Below are 20,897 nucleotides of genomic sequence, written 5' to 3' on the forward strand. Positions count from 1 at the left end.
CGGCATCGGTTGGCGGGCGGGGGACGGCGGATGGTCGTCGGAAGCGTTGGAGGCCGGTCCGGTTGGGGCCCTCCCCCCACCTGCTCTTAAAAAAATGCTTGCTTTATATCAAGTACTGCATCAAGCGATTTTTTCAGAGGGGGTGGGGGGAGAGGGCCGGTCCCGCCGGTCGCTTCGATGGCTGGTTGCGTCGTGGTCAGGTGGCGGGGAACTCTCCGCCCTTGACGGCGGCGACGAACGACGACCAGGCACTCGACTCGAAGGTGAGCGCCGGGCCGTGCGGTTCCTTGCTGTCACGGACGGGGACGACGCCGCGCGAGGCGACGAGGTTGGCGGCGACCTCGACGCACTGGCCGCCGTTGTCGCTGTACGAGGACTTGAACCAACGGGGGGATTCCGTCGTCACGGGGTGCCCTTTCGCAGCTGGTTGATCACGGCCACAGACTCTGTCTGAGAGGGCGCTTCGGCCTGTAGCTGATGGTAGGCCGTCAGCATGGGCAGCACGAACCTGTTGTCCCGCTCGAGATGCCCCCGTTGGGCGGACTCGGCATACGACATGAGCGAGCGGTCCGCCATCGTCAGCACGGCGATCGGCAGGTTGAACGGCCGACGAAGCCCCATCTCGAACGGGGCGACCTGGACCATGGTGTTCGGCAGCGCGGCGAACTCGACCAGCCGCGCCAACTGCGCGTCCATGACGGCGGGCTCGCCGATGGGCCGTCGGATGCAGCTTTCGTCCAGCACCACGAAGACCAGCGGCGGGGGCGTCCGGACGAGGGCTGCTTGTCGCTCCGCGACGAGCGCCACGCGCTCCTGTGCCTGCTCGGTCGTGATCGCTCCCCGCTGGACGGCGCTGTCCGCCAGCAGCGCCGCGTACTCCGGTGTCTGGAGCAGACCGGGGATGACGCCCACTTCATACAGCCGGATCTCCGCCGCACGCCCCTCATAGTCAACGAACTGCGGAAAGCCCTCCAGTAATGAGCCGTGCCGAAGTTCGCGGAACCGGCACTCGAACGAGTCTGTGCTTCCCTCGATACCGAAGACGCGGTCCGCACTACGCGAGAAACGAAGAGTTGGAGGCTTCCGACCAGTTTCAACCGCTGAAATATGCACGCTGGAATATTCCATACGCACGGCGAGATCATCTTGAGTCCAGCCACGCGCCTCCCGCAAGCTGCGCAGATACGCCCCGTAGGCTGCTTGAGGTGAGCTGTCCGGCTCCAACTCTTTCCGGTTCAAGGGACTTTCACCGACCTTTCATCCCTAGCCAACAGGTTGAACGGGTCTCGCCTGTAGGCCACGCCGAACGCACTTGGTAGTGACAGCACTACGGAGAGGAGCGGCCGGTGGCTGGCGAACCCCAAAACCGCCAGGCATGCCAGAGCTTGGACCCGTGGCCCAAGCTGACCGGACCTGCCGCTCAATCAACTCATCCGGATGACAGGCGAGATGGCCGCGATCACGGCTGGCTTCCTTAAGCGCCGGCCGGGCGGGGCGCCACAGAAGCAGGCCACATGCGAGCCCCCCGAGCGGCATGACCGGCCCGGGTTCGTGGCCTCGGCCGCAGGAGGTTGATAGGCATGGTCTACGCCCTCGCGTGGGGCCCGGTGTCCGGGCCGCCGGACGACCACGAGGCGGCCATGGAGCGGCCGTACGTCGTCGCGTGCGAACAGCGTCGGCTGCGGCGGCAGCGTCGGCGGACACTGCGACTGGCCGCGTACGGCATCGACATCGGCCCGCGCGTCATCCACGGCGTAAAGGTGGTGGCGTAGATGAGCGCCCCGACGACGCCCCCGCCGCAGCAGGGACAGGGCGAGCAGCAACAGGGGCAGCAGGGCGGCGGCGACCGCCCGACCCTGGAGGAACTGCGGCAGCAATCGGTAGCCCTTGCCGAACAGATCGCTCAGCATCTGGGGCGGGGGGCGAAGTGAACCACGCACCAGCCACCAGCGTCGACGCCCTCAGCGCCCCGTTCCCCTGTGCCCGCTGCCACGCCAAGGGGAAGCAGTGAAGGGCGCGCACTGGACCAGCATCCTGCCCAGTCTTGCGGTCGGCATGGTGGTCTACGACCGGCGTTGCGAGATGCCCGGGACCATCGCCGACTTCGACGGGCCGATGGTCTGCCTCGCCCGCCCCACTGGCCTCAAATGGCAGTCGCACTGTGCCTCGGTGCGACCCGCCACAGCGTACGAGCGGCGACAGCTGCGCGCCATCGCCCGGCTTCACGTCCAGCGCCAGCGAGGCATGGCCCCTGCCGAGGTGATCCCCCGTGGCTGACGGACCCTGGCACGCCACATGGACGTTCATCAGCACATCCGGCGTCACCACAGGAACAGCCGACCACGCACGGTACTTCGATATCCGCACCGCCATCTTCAAAGCCGCTGACAAGTCGCTACGTGATCTGGCGCGCACCGGCACCGCCAAGAGAGATGAGCCCTGGAAACTCCTCGTCGCATCCCTGTACTCCGAAGCCATGCTCTCGGCCGACGAAACCGGCACCTGGGGCTACGCGAGCCCGGACGGCTGGGCGAACGTGACGGTTCGCTTCGCCCCGTAGCAGTCAGCACGTCTTCAGGGCGCGGACAGTGAAGCGGAAGGGGCGGGGTGATCTCGACCCAGGCCGGCTGGTAGAAGCCCTCTTCCTCCTTGGTGAGGGCGAGGTTGAGGGTGAACTGGGTTTGCTGGCCGGCCTCCACGTTCACGGAGGTCCAGGTGGCGGACTGGCGGGGCTCATTCACGCGCTCGGGGCGCCAGCCGGTCGAGGCGTTCGCGGTGAGCCGGGGGCAGATCCAGACGCGCCGCGGCGAGGTTCTCCTCCAGGTGGGCGATCCGGGCGGTGCCGGGGATCGGGAGGACGACGGGCGAGCGGTCGAGCAGCCACGCGAGCGAGACCTGCGTGGGGGTGGCGCCGAGCTCGGCCGCGATGGCGGCGATCTCCGCCCTGGCCCCCAGCGCCCCCGTCGCGACGGGCCGCCACGGCAGGAACGCGATCCCCGCTGCCGCGCACGCCTCGAGCACCGGCTCGTGCTCGCGGTCGAGCAGGTTGTAGCGGTTCTGGACGCTGACGACATCGACGATCTCCCGCGCCTGGCCGAGTTGGGCGACGGTGACCTCGGACAGCCCGAGTCGGCCGACCTTGCCCTCCGACTGGAGCTCCCGCAGCGTGCCGAGCTGGTCGGCGAGCGGTGTCTCCGGGTCGATACGGTGCAGCTGGAGCAGTTCGATCCGCTCGACCCGGAGCCGGCGGAGGGCCTGCTCGACCTGGTCGCGCAGGATGGCCGGACGCCCCTCCAGCCGCCACTCGCCGCCCGGGCCCGTCCGCGCGACGCCGACCTTGGTGGTGATGAGCAGCCCGGCGGGGTAAGGGTGCAGGGCCTCGGCGAGGAGTTCTTCGTTGGCTCCGCCGCCGTACAGATGGGCGGTGTCGATCAGCGTGACGCCGAGCTCGACGGCTCGCCGGGCGACCGCGATGGCCGCCTCGCGGTCGGCAGCGGGCTCGGTCGGCAGGTGCATGGCCCCGAACCCGAGCCGCCGTACTTCCAGGTCCCCGCCGATCTGGAACGTGTCCGATGCCATCTGCTGTCTCCGCCCCCATCGCTCGACGATCGCACGCTAACAGCTCCGTCACTGCGTGATGGGTCGGCGATGATCGGTGCATGGCGGGTGCGGCATCCCCCGCCACGACCGACCCGCCCGCCCCTTTAGCATGGGCTCGTGCCGAGCCCTGCCGAGTGCCGTCCGTCGCCGCCCGTGTGGCGGTGGCGAGCGCTGCTCGTGCTCGGGGTGCTGGCCGGGCTGCTGGGCATGCACGCCCTCGGGCCCGCCGGCGGTCTGATGCCGGGCGCCCATGAGCGTCCCGCCGCCATGGCGACCACCATGACCACCGCCCCCTCCGCCCACAGCGGCTGCGGCGGCGCGTGCGGCGGCTCGCATATCCACCACGCCGATCCGACCTGTGCGTCACCCGCGCTCGGCGGTGGGCCCACGCTGTCCGCGCCCCCGTCGTCCCCCGTGGCCGACTGCGGCCATGACCTCGTGGCGGCCCGGTCCGGTACGGCGCCGTCCCCGGCCGACGGCCGGGCGCCGCCCACCCTGGCCGAACTCCAGCTCCTGCGGATATAGGACACGCCCTCGCGGCGCCGCCGCCCCTCCCGATCCGGGTCGGGTTCGGCGCCAGTCCGGTATGTCCAGAAATACCCTCTACACTTCCTCAGGAGTTCCCCCATGCGTTCCCTGACCCGCCGTACGGCGCTCGTCGCCGCGGCCGCCACGGCCGCGCTGTCTCTGACCCTCACCGCCTGCGGCAGCGACGACAGCGGCAGCAGCGGCCACTCCGGCCACGACTCGACGTCGAAGGCCACCGCGAGCGCGGGCACGTCCGCCCCGGCCGGCAAGCACAACGAGGCCGATGTGAGCTTCGCGCAGGGGATGATCCCCCACCACCGCCAGGCCGTGGAGATGGCCGATCTGGCCCCCACCCGGGCCTCGTCCGCCCAGGTCAAGAAGCTGGCCGCCGACATCAAGAAGGCGCAGGACCCGGAGATCCGCACGATGTCCGGGTGGCTGAAGACCTGGGGCGAGAAGGTCCCGGAGGCGATGCCCGGCATGGACCACTCCCAGCACGAGGGCATGCCCGGAATGATGGGCTCCAAGGAGATGGAGGAGCTGAAGAAGGCGTCGGGCGCGGCCTTCGACACCGCGTTCCTGAAGATGATGGTCCAGCACCACATGGGCGCGGTGGACATGGCCGGCACCGAGAAGCAGAAGGGTGCGTACGGCCCCGCCAAGACCATGGCCGACGACATCATCAAGACCCAGAACGAGGAGATCACCGAGATGAACAAGCTCCTCGGTAAGAGCTGAGGCAAGGGCTGCGGCAAAGGCACCGGCACCCCGCCGGGCCTTTGCCCATTCAGCCGCGGCAGGCCCAGTGGTTACGATCTGGCGCGATGAGTAGACAGCGCGACGCGAGCCGAATACCGGGCGGCATGGTGCGAGCCACCGTGCTCTCGGTGCTCCGCTGTGCCGTCCCCCTGCTCACCGTCGCGCTCTGGCTGGCGCCGTCGTTCCTCCACCCGGCCATGGAGCACGCGCCCGCCGCGGCGCACGCCTCCGGCTCGGCGCACACTCCGCCCCGCCCCGCCATGGCCACACTCGCCCCGCCGTGCCCGGAACTCGTGTCCGGCCGGCACACGGTCCAGGCGCCCTGGACGGACAGCGCGGGCGGCGCCGGCGACAACTGCGTCGCCGGTCCCTGGGGGGTGAGCCAGGGCGTGGTGCCCGCGCCCGTCCCCCCGCCCGCGCTCACCGGGCTGCTCCCGCGCGACCGCCCGTACGACACGGATGCCACCCGGGCCCCGCCCGGCCCCGCCGTCCGCGCCCCCGGCCTCCACCAGCTCCAAGTGCTTCGCACCTAGGCCGCCGGTATCCGGATCCGCACATCATTCATTCCTCCAGTGCAAGGACAAGGACAAACCATGGCTTCCAAGGGATCGAAGACGAAGAACGCGGCCGCCGCGCGCCGCGAGAAGATCGAGGAGTTGCGCCGCGCCGAACGGGCGCGCGACCGCCGCTACCGCATCATCACGATCGTCTCGTGCACGGTGATCGTCGTCGGGCTGGTCGTCGGCGGCTACTTCATCATCGACGCCACCAAGGAGAAGGACGAGAAGGCCAAGGCGGTGACGATGACGACGGTCAAGTCCGGCACCTTCAAGGGCATGAAGACCTGGAAGAACCTCGGCCGGACCCACGTCGACGGCAAGGTCGACTACGCGATGTCCCCGCCGGTCGGCGGCAACCACAACCAGGTCTGGCAGAACTGCAACGGCGACGTCTACGACAAGCCGATAGCCAACGAGAACGCGGTGCACTCCCTGGAGCACGGCTCCGTATGGGTCACCTACACCGACAAGGCGGCGGCCAAGGACATAACCGCACTGGAGAAGCGCGTGAAGGCCACCCCGTACTCCCTGATGAGCCCCTACCAGGACCAGGACGCCCCGATACTCCTCAACGCGTGGGGCACCCAGCTGAAGGTCGACTCGGCGGACGACCCGCGCGTGGCGAAGTTCTTCGAGGATTATGTGCAGGGCAAGCAGACCCCCGAGAAGGGCGCCGCGTGCACCGGAGGTAAGGCGGAATGACGGACACCGGCCAGGTGGCGGACACCGGCCGCGCGGGGCGCCAGCCGCTGATCGCGGGTATCTCAGCCGCGCTCGCACTGCTGACGCTGGTGACGGTGGGCGTCCTGTGGCTCACGGCGGACCGCTCGGACGGCTCGACCGGGCCGTCGAAGCCCACCAAAGCCTCCGCGGAGGCGGGCTTCGCCCGGGACATGTCCGTCCACCACCAGCAGGCGGTGGAGATGTCGTTCATCGTGCGCGACGACACCGACGACGAGGATGTGCGCCGCCTCGCGTACGACATCATCAACACCCAGGCCAATCAGCGCGGGATGATGCTGGGCTGGCTGGACCTGTGGGGGCTCTCCGCGACCTCGGAGGACCCCCCGATGACATGGATGAAGGACCTCTCCTCGAACAAGTCAGGCAAGTCGGGCGAGTCCATGGACCACGACTCGATGGACTCGATGGACCACGACGGCACCTACAAGCCGCACGACGGGTCCCTCATGCCCGGTATGGCCACCAACACCCAGCTGGACCAGTTGCGCAAGGCCAAGGGCCGGGCCGCTGAGGTGATGTTCCTGCGGTTGATGATCGCCCACCACAAGGGCGGGATCGACATGGCCAAGGGAGCGGTCAAGCTGGCCAAGGACCCGACGGTCAAGCTGCTGGCGCAGGGCATGGTCGACAGCCAGCAGTCGGAGATCCAGCTGATGAACGACATGCTCAAGAAGCGCGGAGCCGACCCCGTGAAGTAACCCGCCGCTCAGGCAATCCCCCAAGGCGCTTCTCCTCCCGGAGAGGCGCCTTGTGCTTGTCCGCAAGGGACGGGGCCGGGCGCCGGCCGGGACGGTCAGGAACCGAGAAGCGCGGCTCAGGGAGCCGCCTCTAACCTGCCGTCATGGACATCACCATTCACACGAGTTCCCTCCCGCACAACGACCCGGACGCGTCGCTCGTCTTCTACCGCGACGTCCTCGGCTTCGAGGTCCGCAGCGACGTCGGGCAGGGCAGGATGCGCTGGATCACGGTCGGCCCGGCCGGTCAGCCCGATACGTCGATCCTTCTGGCGCCGCCGGCCGCCGACCCGGGGATCACCGAGGACGAGCGCCGCACCATCGCCGAGATGATGGCCAAGGGCACCTACGGCTGGATCCTGCTGGCCACCCCGGACCTCGACGCCACGTTCGAGAAGGTGCGGGCCGGTGACACCGAGGTCGTACAGGAGCCGACCGAGCAGCCGTACGGCATCCGCGACTGCGCGTTCCGCGACCCCGCCGGCAATCTGGTCCGCGTCCAGGAGCTTCGCTGACCGGCTGATCGGACGGGAAAACCGGACGAGAAAAGAGGAGGGTTCTCATGTGTCGGCCTGAATGGGGGCGCGCACGCGTCCAGGCGCAGCGCCTGACCGATCTCGCGCGGCTGCGCCGCGTGCGCGACCGGATCGACAGGGAGTACGCGCAGCCGCTGAACGTGGAAGCGCTCGCCCGCGACGTGCCCATGCCCGCCGGACACCTCAGCCGGCAGTTCCGGGTCGCCTATGGTGAGTCGCCGTACGCGTACCTGATGACGCGTCGTATCGAGCGCGCGGCGGCGCTGCTGCGGCGGGGGGACCTCAGCGTCACCGAGGTGTGCTTCGCGGTCGGCTGCGCGTCGTTGACCACGTTCACCACCCGCTTCACCGAGCTGGTCGGCATGTCGCCAGGGGCCTTCCGGCGCCGGGCGGCGCACGGCGCGGGTTCTGCGCCGTCCTGACTGCCGGAGGCGGACCGGGCCCGGGCCGCGCGGGCCCGGGCGGTCTAGCGGGAGGTGGGGGTGAACTGGACCGGTATGGCCGACACGCCGCGCATCATCAGCTTGGAGCGCCATTCCAGGTCCTCGGGGGCGACGGTCAGCGTCACGTCCGGGAGGCGGTCGATCAGGACCTCGATCGCGGCCATGGCGATGGCCTCGGCGAGCTCGCGGGCGACCGGGGGGCAGCCGTGGGTGCCGTGGCTGAAGGCCATATGGGCCTGGTTGCCCGCCGCGCCGGCGCGGAAGTCCGGCCGTACGTCGGGGTCGGCGTTGGCGGCGGCGAGGCCCAGCATCAGGCAGTCGCCCTTCCTGATGTGGCGCCCGGCGAGCATGGTGTCCTCGGCTGCCCAGCGGCCGACCCAGTTGGGGACCGGGGTGGCCTCCCACAGCACCTCGTTGATCGCCTGGCCGACGCTGCGCCGCCCGCCGGACATGGTGACCGCGAACCGCTCGTCGGTGAGCATGAGCCGCAGCGCGTTGCCGATCAGGTCGGTGGTGGGCTGGTGGGCCGCGTACACGTTGCCCAGCAGGTCGTTGATGATCTCCTCGTCGGTGAGGCCCGCCGGGTGGTTCACCAGGACCGTGGAGATGTTCTTACGGTCCGGGGTCGCCCGGGCGTGCTCCATCAGCGACACCATCCGGTCGACCATGTTCTGGTGCGCTTCGGGTCCGCCCTTCCCGCTGACCAGGTCGACCGTGATCTGCTGCAGTTCGGTGGATTCGGCCTCGTTCATGCCGTACATGCGGTTGAGCACGCGCAGCGGGATCTGACAGGCGTAGTCGGCGATGAGATCGGCGTGGCCGCGGCCCGCGAAGGTGTCGATCAGACCGTCCGCGACGCGCTCGCACAGCGCGCGCAGCTCGAACGGGTCCACGATCTCCATGCTGTCGATGATCGCCTCGGCCCGCCGCTCGTGTTCGGCGCCCTCGGTGAACAGCATGGTCGGCCGGTAGCCGACGAAGGTCATCAGCTCCCAGTCCGGCGGGACCTTGTCCCAGGAGTGCCAGCGGCGCGAGTCGCGGGCGAAGACGTTGGGGTCGGTGGTGACCCGCACCAGTTCCCGGTAGCCGAGCACCATCCAGACGGGGATCTGGCCGTCGAGCAGCACGGGTACCACGGGGCCGTGGTCGCGGCGGAGCCGGCGGTAGAGGTCTTCCTGGCTCTTGGTGAAGTCCTCGGCCTGCAGCCGTACGGCGTCCGGCTGCTCCGGCCAGCCCGGAAGCGGCGCGGCGGAGGGGTCGGGTTCCTCAGGGGGGAGCGTGGGGTCCGGGGTGGTCACGCGGTGCTCTCCTGGGCGGCGGAAGAAAGTACGGAAGAGGAGGTGGAGAGGGAGTAGAGATGGCGCGCGAGGGCGACCAGTACGGCCTTGCTGGAGTCGCGCTCCCGGGCGTCGCAGTCGACGATCGGGATGTCGGCGGGCAGGTCGAGGGCCGCGCGCACCTCCTCCAGCGTGTGCTTGGGTTCGCCGAAGTTGTTGCGCGCGACGATGAACGGCGTGCCGTGGTGCTCCAGCCGGTCGATGGCGTACCAGGAGTCGGAGAGCCGGTTGGTGTCCACCAGGACGACCGCGCCCAAGGTCCCCATGAACAGCCGGTCCCACAGGAACCAGAACCGCTCCTGGCCGGGGGCGCCGAACAGATAGAGCACCATCTGCTCGTCCAGGCTGATGCGGCCGAAGTCGAAGGCGACGGTCGTGGTGGTCTTGTCCTGTACCTGCGACGCGTCGTCGATCCCGACGCCCGCCTGCGTCATGGTCTCCTCGGTGCTCAGCGGGCGGATCTCGCTGACGGACCGGACCATGGTGGTCTTTCCGACCCCGAAGCCCCCGACGATCACGATCTTGAGGCCGTCCCGCGCGCTCTCGCTCAGCTGCGCGCCCTCGGGGCGGTCAGAGGTTCTGGAGTGCAACGAGCACCTTCTTCAGCATCTCGGGTTCGGGCAGCTGCCTGTCGGAGCGGACCACCTGGGGGTGGCGAGCGGTGATCTTTCCGGTGTCGAGCAGATCGCAGAGCAGGATCTTCACCACGCTCACCGGCAGGCCCAGATAGGAGGAGATCTCCACGACCGCCAGCGGACGGTGACACATCCGCAGGATCTTGGCGTGCTCGGACTGCATCCCCGGGCTGGGCTCGCTCTCGCTGACGATGAGCGTGACCATGTCGAACACGCTCTCGTCCACCCGGCTGCGACCACCGGTGACGGTGTACAGCCGGTCCGGATCCTCGCTGTCGACGGCCCCTCGGATCATGCCGTGGCCCCTCCGCCGTCACCCGCGGCCACCCGGGGCGCGGCGCGCAGATGGTCGCCGATCTGCTCGACCAGCTCGTTCATGTTGTGGCCGATGATGCCGACGTCGGCCTCGTCCTCCGCGATGACCGCGAGGTGGGCGCCCTCACCGGCCTCCACGATGAACAGGATGCCGCCGTGGAACTCCGTCATCGACTGCCGGACGCCGCCGCTGCCGTCGCCGAACTCGATGGACGCGCCGTGCGACAGGCTCTGGATCCCCGAGGCGATGGCCGCCAGTTGGTCGGCCTGGTCGAGGGACAGGCCGGAGGTGAGGCACAGCTTGAGACCGTCTCTGGAGAGCACCAGCGCGTGGCGGGCGCCGGGGGTCTTCTTCAGCAGGTTCTCCAGCAACCAGTCCAAGCTGCGATCTGTGGTGTTCATCGGGGTTCCTTCTGTCACGGCTGGTCGTTCTCGGGAGACGTCTCGGGGGTGGCGTGGGCTTCGGCCGCCTGGCCGTCGGCGCACGGGGCCGGCTCGGCCCCGGGGCAGGGGGCGCCGCCGCGGGCGGCCTGGCGGAAGGCGCCGAGTCGGGTGGCGTCGGGGCGCGGCCGGTCGGAGGGTGCCTTGCGCTCCTGGGGGGCGGCGGTCCGGGAGGCCGCGGCCAGCGTCTCACCGCGGCGGCGCTTGGGCAGTCCGCCGGTCGACTCGGCGCTCGTGGGCTGCGGGGCGGCCGCCGGACCGGGGTCCGGGGCGGGGGCGGCCGTCCGGGTGGGGGCGGCGGTGGCGGAGGCGGTGGGGGCGGCGGAGCGGTTCGCGGCCTGGGTGGTGGCCGGACGGGCCGCACCGGAGCGGGTGGCCGGGGCCGGGTTGGTCGCGGCGTCCTGGCTCACATGGGTGATCAGCTGCTGCGGGATCAGGACGACGACGCCGGTGCCGCCGCGCGAGGAGGGCCGAAAGGAGACCGTCAGGTTGTGCTTACGGGCCAGCTGCCCGACGACCGCGAGCCCGAGCCGGGTCCCGGAGAGCGTGGTCAGGTCCAGGGGGTCGGAGGAGACGGCCTTCTCGGCGCGGGCGAGGGCGGCCGGGCCCATGACCAGACCGCCGTCCTCGACGGTCACCACGACGCCGGTGTGCGTCTCCTGGACGTACACATGCACCTCCTCGGTGGGAGGCGAGAACGTGGCGGCGTTGTCCATGAGTTCGGCGAGGGCGTGCATGACACCCTCGGCGGCGTAACCGGCGACCGCGGCGGTGCTGGCCGAGTGGATCCGGACCCGCTGGTAGGCGCTGATCCGGCCGACCGCGCCGCGCAGCACGCTCTCCATGACGATCGGCTTGGTCCAGCGGCGCCCGGAGCGGGCACCGGTGAGGACCGCGATGCTGTCCGCGATGCGGCCTGCCTGGGCGGTGGTGTGATCGAGCTTCAGCAGATCGCCGAGGACGGCCTCGTCGTGCCGGTTCTCCATCTCCCGCAGGTCGGCGAGCATGCTGGTGGCCAGCGCCTGCACCCGGCCGGCGGCGTTGGCGCAGGCCGCCATGGCCGAGGCGCGCATACGCTCACCGGTGGCGACTTCCCGCACCAGCATCTTGAGCACCCGGTCGTGCGCCCCGCTGGCGGGCGCGGGCAGCGTGGAGAGCACGGTGTCCACCGTCTCGCCTTCGCGCAGCTGCCCCACCGCAGATGGAATCGTTTCATCAGCGAGCTTCGCGGCCTCGGCCTCCATCACCGCCGTATGCCGCGTGACTTCGGCCTGCATGGCCGCCGTACGCCGCGCGGCGTCGGCCTCCACGGCCGTCAGGCGCGCCTGGAGCTGCCGTACGGCCTGCGCGCGGGCCGAGGCGAACGCGGCGACCACACACAGCAGAACGGCGGCCACACCGCAGAACAGGCCGACGGACGCCCGGTGGGCGGAGGGCACTTCGGCCGTCACCCAAGCGCCCACACCGCCGACGACCACGGCGGCCAGCAGCGGTACGGCCAGGGCCTGCCGCGTCATGGGGAACCCTTTGACGGGTTGGCTGGATATATGTGCTGACATCTCTCAGGTCCTCAGGGGCGCGATCGAGGGTTGAGGGCGGTTTCGAGCCATGGGCGGCACATCGTAGTACCGCACACAGGCTTTTGACCGGCTCGCTCGCCAATCGGACCTTGACACCCCGTCAGCACTGCGGAACAAACGCCGGATGACCCCTGCGTGTCGACCACTGAACCCCCGTCAAACACCAGCAAACAGAATGAGCCGCTCCGGTCCGTACGTCCACCCACATGGCGCGATCTCTCTCGACGCTAGATCTCCTAGCGTTGCTGGAATCAAGGTATGTCATCCACCGAACATCGCGAACGCGAACGAGCACGCCGCCAACGGGCAGGCCCCAGGCCGGCGGACGGAGTCCGGCGCAGCGTCCCGAAGCCCGTGAGGCCCCCTGGGGCCGATCGGTGCGAGGGGCGCACGGGGAAGGGGGCATATCTCAGGGCAGGGCCAGCTCCGCCCAGATGACCTTGCCGTCGGCCGTGTAGCGGGTCCCCCAGCGCTCCGCGAACTGCGCGACCAGGAACAGCCCGCGACCCCCCTCGTCCGTCGTCGCCGCGTACCGCAGATGCGGCGAGGTGCTGCTGGTGTCGGACACCTCGCAGATGAGATTGCGATCGCGTATGAGTTGCACCCGGATCGGACCGGCGGCGTAGCGGATCGCATTGGTGATCAGTTCGCTGAGCACCAGCTCCGCGGTGAAGGCCATGTCGGGCGCCGCCGCGGGCAGCCCCCACTCCGCCAGCTGCCCCATGACCGCGGCCCGCACCTCGGCCACCGCCGCCGGGTCGCAGGGGACGTCCCAGCTCGCCACCCGGTCGGATCCCAGCACCCGGGTGCGGGCCACGATCAGCGCGATGTCGTCGGTGGGGCGCGCGGGCAGCACGGCGTCCAGCACGTCCGCGCAGGTCTGGTCGGGCGTACGGCCGGGGTGGGCGAGGGCCTCGCGCAGCAGCTCGAGCCCGGCGTCGATCTCCCGTCTGCGGTCCTCGATGAGCCCGTCGGTGTACAGCACCAGCTGACTGCCCTCGGCCAGCTCCAGCTCGGCCGTCTCGAAGGGCAGGCCGCCCAGGCCCAGCGGCGGCCCGGCCGGCAGGTCGACGAACTCCACGGAGCCGTCGGGGGCGACCACCGCGGGCGGCGGATGTCCGGCGCGGGCCATGGCGCAGCGCCGGGTCACCGGGTCGTAGATCGCGTACAGACAGGAGGCCCCGGTGATCCCCGCGCCGCCGCCCTCGGCACCTTCCGAGCCGATGGCGACGGCGGCAGCGCCGTCGTCTTGATCGATCCGGGCGACCAGATCGTCGAGGTGGGAGAGGAGTTCGTCGGGCGGCAGATCGAGGGTGGAGAAGTTGTGCACGGCGGTGCGCAGCCGCCCCATCGTGGCCGCCGCGTGCAGTCCGTGCCCGACCACATCGCCCACCACCAGCGCCACCCGGGCCCCCGGCAGCGGAATCACATCGAACCAGTCGCCGCCCACCCCCGACTCCGCGGGCAGATACCGGTACGCCACATCCAGCGCGCTCTGCTCGGGCAGGGCGCGGGGCAGCAGGCTGTGCTGCAGCGTCACCGCCATGGTGTGCTCGCGCGTATAGCGCCGGGCGTTGTCGATGCAGACGGCGGCGTGGGAGGCCAGCTCCTCGGCGAGGGCGATCTCGTCCTCCTCGAAGGGGGCGTTCTTCTCCATGCGCCAGAAGCTGACCATGCCCAGCATGACGCCCCGGGCCCGCAGCGGCACCGTCACCAGCGACCGGACGCCGTAGTCGATGGCCAGGCCGGTCTGTTCCGGGTCCTGGGCCCGCCAGCCGTGGGCTTCCCTCAGGTCCGGCTCGACCGCCGCCTGCCCGCTGGCGAAGCCCCGGGCCTGCGGAGTGGTGGAGACGAACGAGAAGCGGGTGCCCACCTGGTAGAAGGGGTGGTCGTCGCTGATGCCCCGGACCGCCGCGCGGCACATCTCGATACCGCCCACCGCCAGCGGCTCCTCGCCGCGCAGCACGGGCTCCGCCAGGTCGACGGTGACGAAGTCGGCGAACCGCCCCACCGCGACCTGGGCCAGCTCCTCGGCGGTCCGGCCGACGTCCAGCGTGGTGCCGATCTCCACACTGGCGTCGTACAGCAGCTTGAGGTGCTTCTGCGCCACCTCCGCCCGCCCCGACAGGGCGCGCAGCTCGGTGGAGTCCCGCAGGGTCGCCACGCTGCCGGGCGGGCCGCCGTCCCGGTCCGTGGGGCGGTTGTTGACCGCCAGCAGCCGGTCCCCGGCCACCAGCACCTCGTCGGAGACGACCTGCCCGGACGCCAGCGCCCGGGCCATCTGCGGCTCCAGACCGAGTTCGGTGACGGCCCGGCCCTCCGGGTATTCGGGCAGGTCGAGCAGGCGGCGCGCCTCGTCGTTGGCCAGCATCAGCCGACCGCCGCCGTCGACGATCAGCACGCCTTCCCGTACGGAGTGCAGCACCGCGTCGTGGTGCTCGTACATCCGGGTCATCTCGGCCGGGTCCAGGCCGTGGGTCTGCCGCCGCAGCCGTCTGCTGACCAGCGCCGTGCCGCCGGTGGCCAGGGCGAGCGAGGCGCCGGCCGCGCCGATGAGGATCGGCATCTGGCGGTTGGCCAGGCCGCTGACCTTGCTGACCGTGATGCCCGAGGCCACCAGGCCGATGACCTTGCCCCGGCTGTCGGTGACGGGCACCACGGCCCGTACGGAGGGGCCGAGCGTGCCGGTGTACGTCTCGGTGACGGTGTGGCCCTTGACGGCGGGGCGGTAGCTGCCGAGGAAGTGGTGGCCGATCCGTGCGGTGTCGGGGTGGGTGTAGCGGATTCCCTTCGTGTTCAGGACCACGATGAAGTCGACCCCGGCGTCCTTGCGCGCGGCTTCGGCCAGCGGCTGGAGCACCGCGGTCGGCTGGGGGGAGCGCAGCGCGGCCGGCATGCCCGGTGCGTTGGCGAACGTCTCGGCGACGGCGAGCGAGCGGTGCCGGGCCTCGTTGGTGGCGTCGTGCCGGACCTGGAGGACGAGGGCGACGGACGCCGCGGCGATCAGCAGCAGCACGATCACCAGCTGCAGCAGAAAGACCTGGCCGGCGACGCTGCGCGTACTCAGCCAAGAACCAGAGCGCCGCCCCGCCGCCTCCGGGCGCTCACGCCGCCGACTCCGTGGGCGCCGACCGGGGAACGTACGGGCAGCCAGTACCCACGATCGACCCTTAAACCGGGCCATACACCTACATCTACACCGCGTCCCCCCGGAAGGCGAACCCCCCGTGACTCCGCAGGTGCCGACCTCGGCGACTTGTGCAAACCTGAAATGGGTGTATTTAGCCACAATTGCCGTATTTCATCGGCCGTTCGGCGGTCGAGTCGGCAGGGACGAAGGAGCCCGCAATGGCCAGTCACGTCGGTGGAGTTCAGCCGCAAGCCGCCCCCGGTATGCACCATAGAGCGGCGGTGACCGGATGGGCCGTCTTCGCGGCCGTCATGCTGATCTTCGCGGGGCTCCTGGCCCTCAGCCAGGGGATCTCGGCCATCCGCCACGACCAGGTGTTCGTGGTCACGCGTCACTACGCCTTCACGTTCAACCTCACGGGATGGGGATGGGTCCACGCGATCGTCGGCGCCCTCGCCGTGGTCGCCGGTGCGGCCCTGTTCACCGGCGCCATGTGGGCCCGGGTGACCGGTGTGGTGCTGGCGGGTCTCAGCCTGATCGCCAACTTCCTGTGGCTGCCCTACTACCCGGTCGGGGCCGTGACGCTGCTCATCCTGGACGCCCTCGTCATCTGGGCGCTGTGTGCGGGGATGGCCGAACGGCCGCAGGGACAGCCGCAGGCACAGCAGGGACAACAGGGGCAGGGCCCGCCGGTCACAAGCCGATGACCACCAGCGCCGTATCGTCCGCGACGGTCCCGCCCGTGACGCCGAGGTCGACCAGCAGCGCGTCGGCCAGTTGCTCGGGCTCAAGACCGCCGTGCCGGGACAGGCTGTCGGCGAGCCGGCCGAGCCCGACGTCGATGTCCTCGCCGCGCCGCTCGATGAGCCCGTCGGTGTACAGCACCAGGGTGCCGCCCGGCGTGTACGGGAGGGTGGCCTCGGGCCGGTCCACATGCTCCGAGCGGACGCCCAGCGGCGGGTCTGTGGCCTGGTCGAGCAGTACGACATCTCGGTCGGCCCGCAGCAGCAGCGGCGGCGGATGACCGGCGCAGCTGTAGACGATGCTCCCCGCGGACCGGTCGATGACCACCTGCACGGCGGTCGCGGCCAGCGCCCCCTCGATGGAGCGCGCGTACAGACCGAGCGCCTCCAGCGCCTTGGCGGCCCCTTCCACGACCCGGATCGCCGCGCTCAGCGCGCTCCGCAGCTGCCCCATCACACAGGCGGCCTCAAGCCCCTGGCCCACCACATCGCCCACCGCCGCCGCGATCCGGCCGTCGGCCAGTTCGAACACCTCGTACCAGTCGCCGCACACATTGAGCGAGCCGACGGCGGGCCGGTAGCGGACCGCGACACGCAGATGCAGCCCGGGGACGATCGCGGGCAGCATGGCCTGCTGCAGGGCCAGCGCCGTCGTCCGCTCCTGGGCGTGCGCCTCCCGCAGCCGCTCGTTCAGCTCCTGCAGCTCCCGCGCACGGGTGTGGAGGTCGGCGTCGATCTCCGCGGTGCGGGTGAGCGGTGCCTGCGCGCGCCCCAGGACGAAGTCCGTCACGTCCTCCACCCGGTGGATGATCAGCTGGACCGAGCCGTCCGGGCCGAGGACCGGGGTGTTGAGCGGGCTCCAGTACCGCTCCTCGAACCGCCCCTCGTCCCTCCGTCCCCTGCCCTCGCTCTCGCCGTCGCCGCTGGGGACGGGGATGTCGTACTTCTGCAGCGCCATGCTGTCCCGCTCGCCCGTCGCCAGGACCCGTCTCAGGGAGGCGTCCAGATTTCGGGTCCCGGTGGCGTTCGGATCCGCCGGGTTGTCGGGGAAGGCGTCGAAGATATGGCGGCCGAGCAGATCCTCGCGCCTGGTCCGGGTGGCTTTCAGATACGCCTGATTGACCGCGACGATCACCAGATCGGGACCCACCACCAGATTCGGACTCGGGGTGGCCTCGAACAGCGCTTCATAGTCGATCTGCCGTCCCGTGGCCCGCTCCCTGCTCGTGCCCTGCCACGCCGCGCGCCCGCGGGGTGAACCGCGCGCTCAAGCCCAATCTATGGCGGTATCGCGGCCACCGCACGCGGCCGGGGTGCGCGGGCGGGCGGAAAGGGCGAGGCTGAAGCCATGCTGCTGGCCGAAGTCGCCCGTACCTCCCGCGAGGTCGCGGCCACCTCCGCCCGCTCGGAGAAGATCGCGGCCCTGGCCCGGCTGCTCAGCCGCGTCGAGCCCGCCGAGGCGCCCGTGGTGATCACCTACCTCGCGGGCAGGCTGCCGCAACGCCGTATCGGGGTGGGCTGGGCCGGGCTGCGGGTACGCCCCGAACCGGCCGCCGGGCCCCGCCTCGGAGTGCTCGACGTCCACCAGGCCCTTGACCGGGTCGCCGCCGTCTCCGGCACCGGCGCCACCACCGAGCGCAAGCGGCTGGTCTCCGGGCTGATGTCCGCCGCCACCGAGGACGAGCAGGCCTTTCTGCTCGGGCTGATCGGCGGGGAGCTGCGCCAGGGCGCGCTGGACGCGCTCGCCGTCGAGGGGCTTTCGGCCGCGGTCGGCGCGCCCCCCGCCGAGGTGCGCCGCGCGGTGATGCTCGGCGGCTCGCTGGGCGCGGTCGCCCGGGCACTGCTGGAGAGCGGGCCGCCGGCGCTGTCCGAGTTCGGTCTCGAGGTGGGGCGGCCGGTGCTGCCGATGCTCGCCCACAGCGCACGGGACCTGGACGAGGCCCTGGACCGGCTCGGCCCCTGCGCGGTCGAGGAGAAGCTGGACGGCATCCGGGTGCAGGTGCACCGGGACAAGGAGACCGTACGCGTCTACACCCGCACCCTCGACGAGATCACCGACCGCCTGCCGGAGGTGGTCGCGGCTGCCCGTGAGCTGGCGGTGGAGCGGGCGGTCCTCGACGGCGAGGTGATCGCCCTCGGCACCGACGGCAGGCCCCGGCCGTTCCAGGAGATCTCCGGGCGGGTCGGCGCACGGCTCGACGTGGCCGGGGCCAGCGCCTCGCTGCCGCTGTACCCCGTCTTCTTCGATCTGCTGGCCGTGGACGACCGCGACCTGCTCGACCTGACCGCCCGCGACCGCCACGCCGAACTGGCCCGGGTGGCGCCCGCGCCACGGCGGGTCCGCAGGCTGGTGGCCGAGGATCCGCGGGACGAGGCGACCCGGCGGGCGGCGCGCGAGTTCGCCGCCGATGCGCTGGCCCGCGGGCACGAGGGCGTCATGGCCAAGTCCCTCGACGCCCCGTACAGCGCGGGCCGGCGCGGTGCGTGCTGGCTCAAGGTCAAACCGGTGCACACGCTCGACCTGGTCGTACTGGCCGCCGAATGGGGCCACGGCCGCCGCACCGGCAAGCTGTCCAACCTCCACCTCGGCGCCCGGCGCCCGAACGGTACCTACGCCATGCTCGGCAAGACCTTCAAGGGCCTCACCGACAAGCAGCTCGGCTGGCAGACGGAGGCGCTGCTGCGGCTGGCCGTCAGCGACGACGGATGGGTGGTGCGGGTACGGCCCGAACTGGTCGTGGAAGTCGCCTTCGACTCGCTCCAGCGGTCCTCCCGCTATCCGGAGGGGGTGACGCTGCGCTTCGCGCGGGTGCTGCGCTACCGCGAGGACAAGCCGGCGGAGGAGGCGGACACGGTCGAGACGGTGCTGGCGCTGCGCGGCGCGTGAGGACCGTACGGAGGAGCCGGTCTCGGCCCCGCTATCGCCCCAGGGCCTTACGGGCCAGCCGGTACGCCACCAAGTCGGCCACCGATATCAGCGGCAGCAGCCTGCTGGCCGCGAGCCGGCTCAGATCCTCGTGGCCCGCCAGCTCCCAGTCCGCCGTGACGACCGCGCCGACCGCGGTCACCCCGGAGAGCCCCGCCAGCCGCGACAGATCGACGGCCGCCTCGGCATGGCCCTCCCGCTCCAGCACCCCGCCCGGCATCGCGCACACCGGGAAGACATGCCCCGGGCGCCCCAGCTGGTCGGGGGTGGTCTGCGGATCGGCCAGCGCCTGGACGGTGCGCGAGCGGTCCGCGGCGGACAGGCCGGTGGTCGTGGTGGGCCCCAGCAGGTCGACGGGGACGGTGAAGGCAGCGCTGAGCAGCGTCGTGGGGTGCTCCTCGTCCACCGTCAGCGGCTTCAGCCGCAGCCGGTCGGCGTGCCCGTCCGGCATCGCCACGCAGACCATGCCGGAGGTGTGGTCCAGCAGCTGCTTCAGCGCGCCCTCGTGCGAGTGCTCGGCGGCGAGCAGCAGAACGCCGCGATGCTCCTTGGCCAGCTCGTCGTAGACGATGACGAAGCCGCCCTCGGCGAACGCGTCGATCGCCTGTTCGACCGCCAGAAGGCGCTCGGGCGCGACCGTCTGCTCAACCACTGCCATGGGGAGGAATTTTGGCACATGCCAGCGGACCTGACGACGTGTCAATGCTCACAAAGTAAGGGTCTTGGCACCATCAGTGACCTTCGTCCCAGAGTGACCGCGCTCGATGGGAGGCTCACGGAAGAATGAGGGCCCCCGAACCAGAAAGGCACGCGTGCAGACGACGACAGTCGGGGAGGACCGGGCTGCCGAGCCCGTACACCCCGTACGCCGCTTGATACGGCCCGTACTGCGGCCCGTACGCCGCTTCGCCCGGCGCCCGCGCGGACGGGCCCGGCAGGTGGCCGCGTGGTGCGCGGCGCTGCCGCTGACCGTGGTCAGCGTGGTGCTGGGCTGCCGGGCGGCGGACAGCGACGGGATCACGCCCGTGCCCCAACTGCTGGCCTTCCTGCCCTGGCTGCTGGTCCCCGCGCTGCTCGGCCTGGTGCTCGCGGTGGCGGCACGCTGGCCGCTGGGGTGTGCCTGGGCGCTGGCCGCGGCCTCGGTGACCGGCTGGTTCACTCAGCCGTACGACCCCGGCGGCCCCGCGCCCCGGCCGCGCGGCCCGGTGGTGGCGCAGCTGCGCGTGCTGACCGCCAACCTGGAGTTCGGCGGGGCGACGAAGGGGCTGGTCGACTCGGTACGGCGGGAGAAGCCCGACCTGGTCTCGGTCCAGGAGTGCGACACCCGCTGCGGCGCGGCGCTCGACTCGGCCGCCCTGCGCGCGGCCTACCCGTACCGGAAGATCGTCACGGTCCCCGGCGACGCGGCCCACGGCTCGGCGATCCTCAGCACCTACCCGCTCACCCCCGAGGCCGGGATCTCCGGCAAGCTGGCGATGCCCCGGGCCGTCGTACAGGTCGCCGGGCGGCGGCTCCATGTACAGGTGGCCCATCCGATGCCGCCGATGCCGGGGCAGCTGGACGTCTGGCGTACCGAGTTGGGGCGGCTGCGCGCGTACGCCGCCGACCGGGGCGACGAACCCACCCTGATCGCAGGGGACTTCAACGCCACCCAGGACCACGCCGCCTTCCGCTCCCTCCTCGACACCGGAATGCGGGACAGCGCGCGGGCGGTCGGCATGTCCCGCACACCCAGCTGGCCGACTCTGACGACCCCGGCGCTGGGCGCCCAGATCGACCACGTCCTGGTCAGCGACGCGCTGCGGCCCCGAGCCGCCCGCTTCCTGGATCTGCCGCACACCGACCACCGGGCGCTGCTGGTCGACCTCGAGCTGTACTGAACG

At 71.1% G+C, this 20,897-nt stretch carries 24 protein-coding genes and 1 pseudogene; 14 read left to right on the plus strand and 11 right to left on the minus strand.

Annotation, left to right across the window (positions count from 1 at the left end):
* Positions 1-196: 196 nt before the first annotated feature.
* Together ACFV2X_RS17465 and ACFV2X_RS17470 are read right to left on the minus strand one after the other, a co-directional pair.
* On the minus strand, positions 197-406 hold the full coding sequence (locus tag ACFV2X_RS17465; RefSeq protein WP_385617069.1) for a DUF397 domain-containing protein: 210 nt from the start codon (positions 404-406) through the stop codon (positions 197-199).
* Positions 403-1,239: a Scr1 family TA system antitoxin-like transcriptional regulator gene (locus ACFV2X_RS17470; protein WP_385617071.1), complete on the minus strand. Its 837-nt coding sequence runs from the start codon at positions 1,237-1,239 to the stop codon at positions 403-405. Before ACFV2X_RS17470 ends, ACFV2X_RS17465 begins: the two co-directional genes overlap by 4 nt.
* A 341-nt stretch (positions 1,240-1,580) precedes the next feature.
* Here ACFV2X_RS17470 and ACFV2X_RS17475 point away from each other — a divergent pair, with 341 nt between their 5' ends.
* From ACFV2X_RS17475 to ACFV2X_RS17490, 4 genes are all read left to right on the plus strand, one after another.
* Positions 1,581-1,772: a hypothetical protein gene (locus ACFV2X_RS17475; RefSeq protein ID WP_385617073.1), complete on the plus strand. Its 192-nt coding sequence runs from the start codon at positions 1,581-1,583 to the stop codon at positions 1,770-1,772.
* Positions 1,773-1,931 (plus strand): hypothetical protein, encoded by a 159-nt coding sequence (locus tag ACFV2X_RS17480; protein WP_385617075.1) that lies wholly within the window; start codon positions 1,773-1,775, stop codon positions 1,929-1,931.
* Positions 1,932-2,007: 76 nt separating this feature from the next.
* Positions 2,008-2,277 (plus strand): hypothetical protein, encoded by a 270-nt coding sequence (locus ACFV2X_RS17485; RefSeq protein WP_385617077.1) that lies wholly within the window; start codon positions 2,008-2,010, stop codon positions 2,275-2,277.
* Positions 2,270-2,560, plus strand: a complete 291-nt coding sequence (locus ACFV2X_RS17490) for a hypothetical protein (RefSeq protein ID WP_385617079.1) — start codon at positions 2,270-2,272, stop codon at positions 2,558-2,560. Before ACFV2X_RS17485 ends, ACFV2X_RS17490 begins: the two co-directional genes overlap by 8 nt.
* A gap of 173 nt (positions 2,561-2,733) precedes the next feature.
* Here the strand turns inward: ACFV2X_RS17490 and ACFV2X_RS17495 are convergent, their stop codons facing one another.
* Positions 2,734-3,579: an aldo/keto reductase gene (locus tag ACFV2X_RS17495; RefSeq protein ID WP_385617081.1), complete on the minus strand. Its 846-nt coding sequence runs from the start codon at positions 3,577-3,579 to the stop codon at positions 2,734-2,736.
* Positions 3,580-3,717: 138 nt separating this feature from the next.
* Here ACFV2X_RS17495 and ACFV2X_RS17500 point away from each other — a divergent pair, with 138 nt between their 5' ends.
* The 7 genes and pseudogenes from ACFV2X_RS17500 to ACFV2X_RS17530 all read left to right on the plus strand — a co-directional run.
* Positions 3,718-4,125, plus strand: coding sequence for a DUF6153 family protein (locus ACFV2X_RS17500; protein WP_385617083.1), 408 nt, complete (start codon positions 3,718-3,720; stop codon positions 4,123-4,125).
* 102 nt (positions 4,126-4,227) lie between these two features.
* Positions 4,228-4,866, plus strand: coding sequence for a DUF305 domain-containing protein (locus ACFV2X_RS17505; protein WP_385617085.1), 639 nt, complete (start codon positions 4,228-4,230; stop codon positions 4,864-4,866).
* A gap of 86 nt (positions 4,867-4,952) precedes the next feature.
* Complete coding sequence (locus tag ACFV2X_RS17510) at positions 4,953-5,420, plus strand: hypothetical protein (protein WP_385617087.1); 468 nt, start codon at positions 4,953-4,955, stop codon at positions 5,418-5,420.
* Positions 5,421-5,480: 60 nt separating this feature from the next.
* Positions 5,481-6,149 carry a DUF3105 domain-containing protein gene (locus ACFV2X_RS17515; protein ID WP_385617089.1) on the plus strand — a complete coding sequence of 223 codons (669 nt, stop codon included), beginning with the start codon at positions 5,481-5,483 and terminating at the stop codon, positions 6,147-6,149.
* Positions 6,146-6,889, plus strand: a complete 744-nt coding sequence (locus ACFV2X_RS17520) for a DUF305 domain-containing protein (protein ID WP_385617091.1) — start codon at positions 6,146-6,148, stop codon at positions 6,887-6,889. The genes ACFV2X_RS17515 and ACFV2X_RS17520 overlap by 4 nt, the downstream gene beginning before the upstream one ends.
* Positions 6,890-7,032: 143 nt before the next feature.
* The gene (locus ACFV2X_RS17525) at positions 7,033-7,443 is read left to right on the plus strand and encodes a VOC family protein (protein ID WP_385617093.1); all 411 of its coding nucleotides are present in this window, start codon (positions 7,033-7,035) and stop codon (positions 7,441-7,443) included.
* A 47-nt stretch (positions 7,444-7,490) separates the two neighbouring features.
* Positions 7,491-7,883: pseudogene (locus tag ACFV2X_RS17530) on the plus strand (helix-turn-helix transcriptional regulator); the annotation flags it as partial.
* A gap of 47 nt (positions 7,884-7,930) precedes the next feature.
* Here the strand turns inward: ACFV2X_RS17530 and ACFV2X_RS17535 are convergent.
* The 6 genes from ACFV2X_RS17535 to ACFV2X_RS17560 form a co-directional block, all read right to left on the minus strand.
* Positions 7,931-9,205 carry a cytochrome P450 gene (locus tag ACFV2X_RS17535; RefSeq protein WP_385617095.1) on the minus strand — a complete coding sequence of 425 codons (1,275 nt, stop codon included), beginning with the start codon at positions 9,203-9,205 and terminating at the stop codon, positions 7,931-7,933.
* Entirely contained in the window at positions 9,202-9,834 is a 633-nt protein-coding gene (locus ACFV2X_RS17540) for an ATP/GTP-binding protein (protein WP_385617097.1), read from the minus strand. Before ACFV2X_RS17540 ends, ACFV2X_RS17535 begins: the two co-directional genes overlap by 4 nt.
* Positions 9,815-10,174: a DUF742 domain-containing protein gene (locus tag ACFV2X_RS17545; RefSeq protein ID WP_014178079.1), complete on the minus strand. Its 360-nt coding sequence runs from the start codon at positions 10,172-10,174 to the stop codon at positions 9,815-9,817. The genes ACFV2X_RS17540 and ACFV2X_RS17545 overlap by 20 nt, the downstream gene beginning before the upstream one ends.
* Positions 10,171-10,596, minus strand: a complete 426-nt coding sequence (locus ACFV2X_RS17550; protein WP_014178078.1) for a roadblock/LC7 domain-containing protein — start codon at positions 10,594-10,596, stop codon at positions 10,171-10,173. The genes ACFV2X_RS17545 and ACFV2X_RS17550 overlap by 4 nt, the downstream gene beginning before the upstream one ends.
* Before the next feature lie 14 nt (positions 10,597-10,610).
* The gene (locus ACFV2X_RS17555) at positions 10,611-12,152 is read right to left on the minus strand and encodes a sensor histidine kinase (RefSeq protein ID WP_385617100.1); all 1,542 of its coding nucleotides are present in this window, start codon (positions 12,150-12,152) and stop codon (positions 10,611-10,613) included.
* Positions 12,153-12,624: 472 nt separating this feature from the next.
* Complete coding sequence (locus ACFV2X_RS17560) at positions 12,625-15,399, minus strand: SpoIIE family protein phosphatase (RefSeq protein WP_385617102.1); 2,775 nt, start codon at positions 15,397-15,399, stop codon at positions 12,625-12,627.
* Positions 15,400-15,563: 164 nt separating this feature from the next.
* Here ACFV2X_RS17560 and ACFV2X_RS17565 point away from each other — a divergent pair, with 164 nt between their 5' ends.
* A complete protein-coding gene (locus tag ACFV2X_RS17565) occupies positions 15,564-16,052 on the plus strand; it encodes a hypothetical protein (protein WP_385617104.1) in 489 nt (162 codons plus the stop codon).
* Here ACFV2X_RS17565 and ACFV2X_RS17570 read toward each other — a convergent pair.
* Positions 16,039-17,238, minus strand: coding sequence for a PP2C family protein-serine/threonine phosphatase (locus ACFV2X_RS17570; protein ID WP_385617106.1), 1,200 nt, complete (start codon positions 17,236-17,238; stop codon positions 16,039-16,041). The genes ACFV2X_RS17565 and ACFV2X_RS17570 overlap by 14 nt on opposite strands.
* 198 nt (positions 17,239-17,436) lie before the next feature.
* Between ACFV2X_RS17570 and ACFV2X_RS17575 the strand changes: the two genes are divergently transcribed.
* Complete coding sequence (locus ACFV2X_RS17575) at positions 17,437-18,975, plus strand: ATP-dependent DNA ligase (protein WP_385617108.1); 1,539 nt, start codon at positions 17,437-17,439, stop codon at positions 18,973-18,975.
* Between the two features lie 31 nt (positions 18,976-19,006).
* Here ACFV2X_RS17575 and ACFV2X_RS17580 read toward each other — a convergent pair whose 3' ends face one another.
* Positions 19,007-19,672, minus strand: coding sequence for a 3,4-dihydroxy-2-butanone-4-phosphate synthase (locus tag ACFV2X_RS17580; RefSeq protein WP_385617110.1), 666 nt, complete (start codon positions 19,670-19,672; stop codon positions 19,007-19,009).
* A 154-nt stretch (positions 19,673-19,826) separates the two neighbouring features.
* Here ACFV2X_RS17580 and ACFV2X_RS17585 point away from each other — a divergent pair, with 154 nt between their 5' ends.
* Positions 19,827-20,894 (plus strand): endonuclease/exonuclease/phosphatase family protein, encoded by a 1,068-nt coding sequence (locus ACFV2X_RS17585; protein WP_385617112.1) that lies wholly within the window; start codon positions 19,827-19,829, stop codon positions 20,892-20,894.
* The last annotated feature ends 3 nt before the right edge of the window (positions 20,895-20,897 follow it).

This window comes from Streptomyces sp. NPDC059679, assembly GCF_042734105.1.
GTDB lineage: Bacteria > Actinomycetota > Actinomycetes > Streptomycetales > Streptomycetaceae > Streptomyces.

Bases quoted from the DNA above. Each gene is read 5' to 3' on its own strand.
- ACFV2X_RS17475 (WP_385617073.1), top strand. From the start codon at position 1,581: ATGGTCTACGCCCTCGCGTGGGGCCCGGTGTCCGGGCCGCCGGACGAC.
- ACFV2X_RS17480 (WP_385617075.1), top strand. From the start codon at position 1,773: ATGAGCGCCCCGACGACGCCCCCGCCGCAGCAGGGACAGGGCGAGCAG.
- ACFV2X_RS17495 (WP_385617081.1), bottom strand. From the start codon at position 3,579: ATGGCATCGGACACGTTCCAGATCGGCGGGGACCTGGAAGTACGGCGG.
- ACFV2X_RS17505 (WP_385617085.1), top strand. From the start codon at position 4,228: ATGCGTTCCCTGACCCGCCGTACGGCGCTCGTCGCCGCGGCCGCCACG.
- ACFV2X_RS17510 (WP_385617087.1), top strand. From the start codon at position 4,953: ATGAGTAGACAGCGCGACGCGAGCCGAATACCGGGCGGCATGGTGCGA.
- ACFV2X_RS17515 (WP_385617089.1), top strand. From the start codon at position 5,481: ATGGCTTCCAAGGGATCGAAGACGAAGAACGCGGCCGCCGCGCGCCGC.
- ACFV2X_RS17520 (WP_385617091.1), top strand. From the start codon at position 6,146: ATGACGGACACCGGCCAGGTGGCGGACACCGGCCGCGCGGGGCGCCAG.
- ACFV2X_RS17525 (WP_385617093.1), top strand. From the start codon at position 7,033: ATGGACATCACCATTCACACGAGTTCCCTCCCGCACAACGACCCGGAC.
- ACFV2X_RS17545 (WP_014178079.1), bottom strand. From the start codon at position 10,174: ATGATCCGAGGGGCCGTCGACAGCGAGGATCCGGACCGGCTGTACACC.
- ACFV2X_RS17550 (WP_014178078.1), bottom strand. From the start codon at position 10,596: ATGAACACCACAGATCGCAGCTTGGACTGGTTGCTGGAGAACCTGCTG.
- ACFV2X_RS17555 (WP_385617100.1), bottom strand. From the start codon at position 12,152: ATGACGCGGCAGGCCCTGGCCGTACCGCTGCTGGCCGCCGTGGTCGTC.
- ACFV2X_RS17560 (WP_385617102.1), bottom strand. From the start codon at position 15,399: ATGGCCCGGTTTAAGGGTCGATCGTGGGTACTGGCTGCCCGTACGTTC.
- ACFV2X_RS17565 (WP_385617104.1), top strand. From the start codon at position 15,564: ATGGCCAGTCACGTCGGTGGAGTTCAGCCGCAAGCCGCCCCCGGTATG.
- ACFV2X_RS17575 (WP_385617108.1), top strand. From the start codon at position 17,437: ATGCTGCTGGCCGAAGTCGCCCGTACCTCCCGCGAGGTCGCGGCCACC.
- ACFV2X_RS17580 (WP_385617110.1), bottom strand. From the start codon at position 19,672: ATGGCAGTGGTTGAGCAGACGGTCGCGCCCGAGCGCCTTCTGGCGGTC.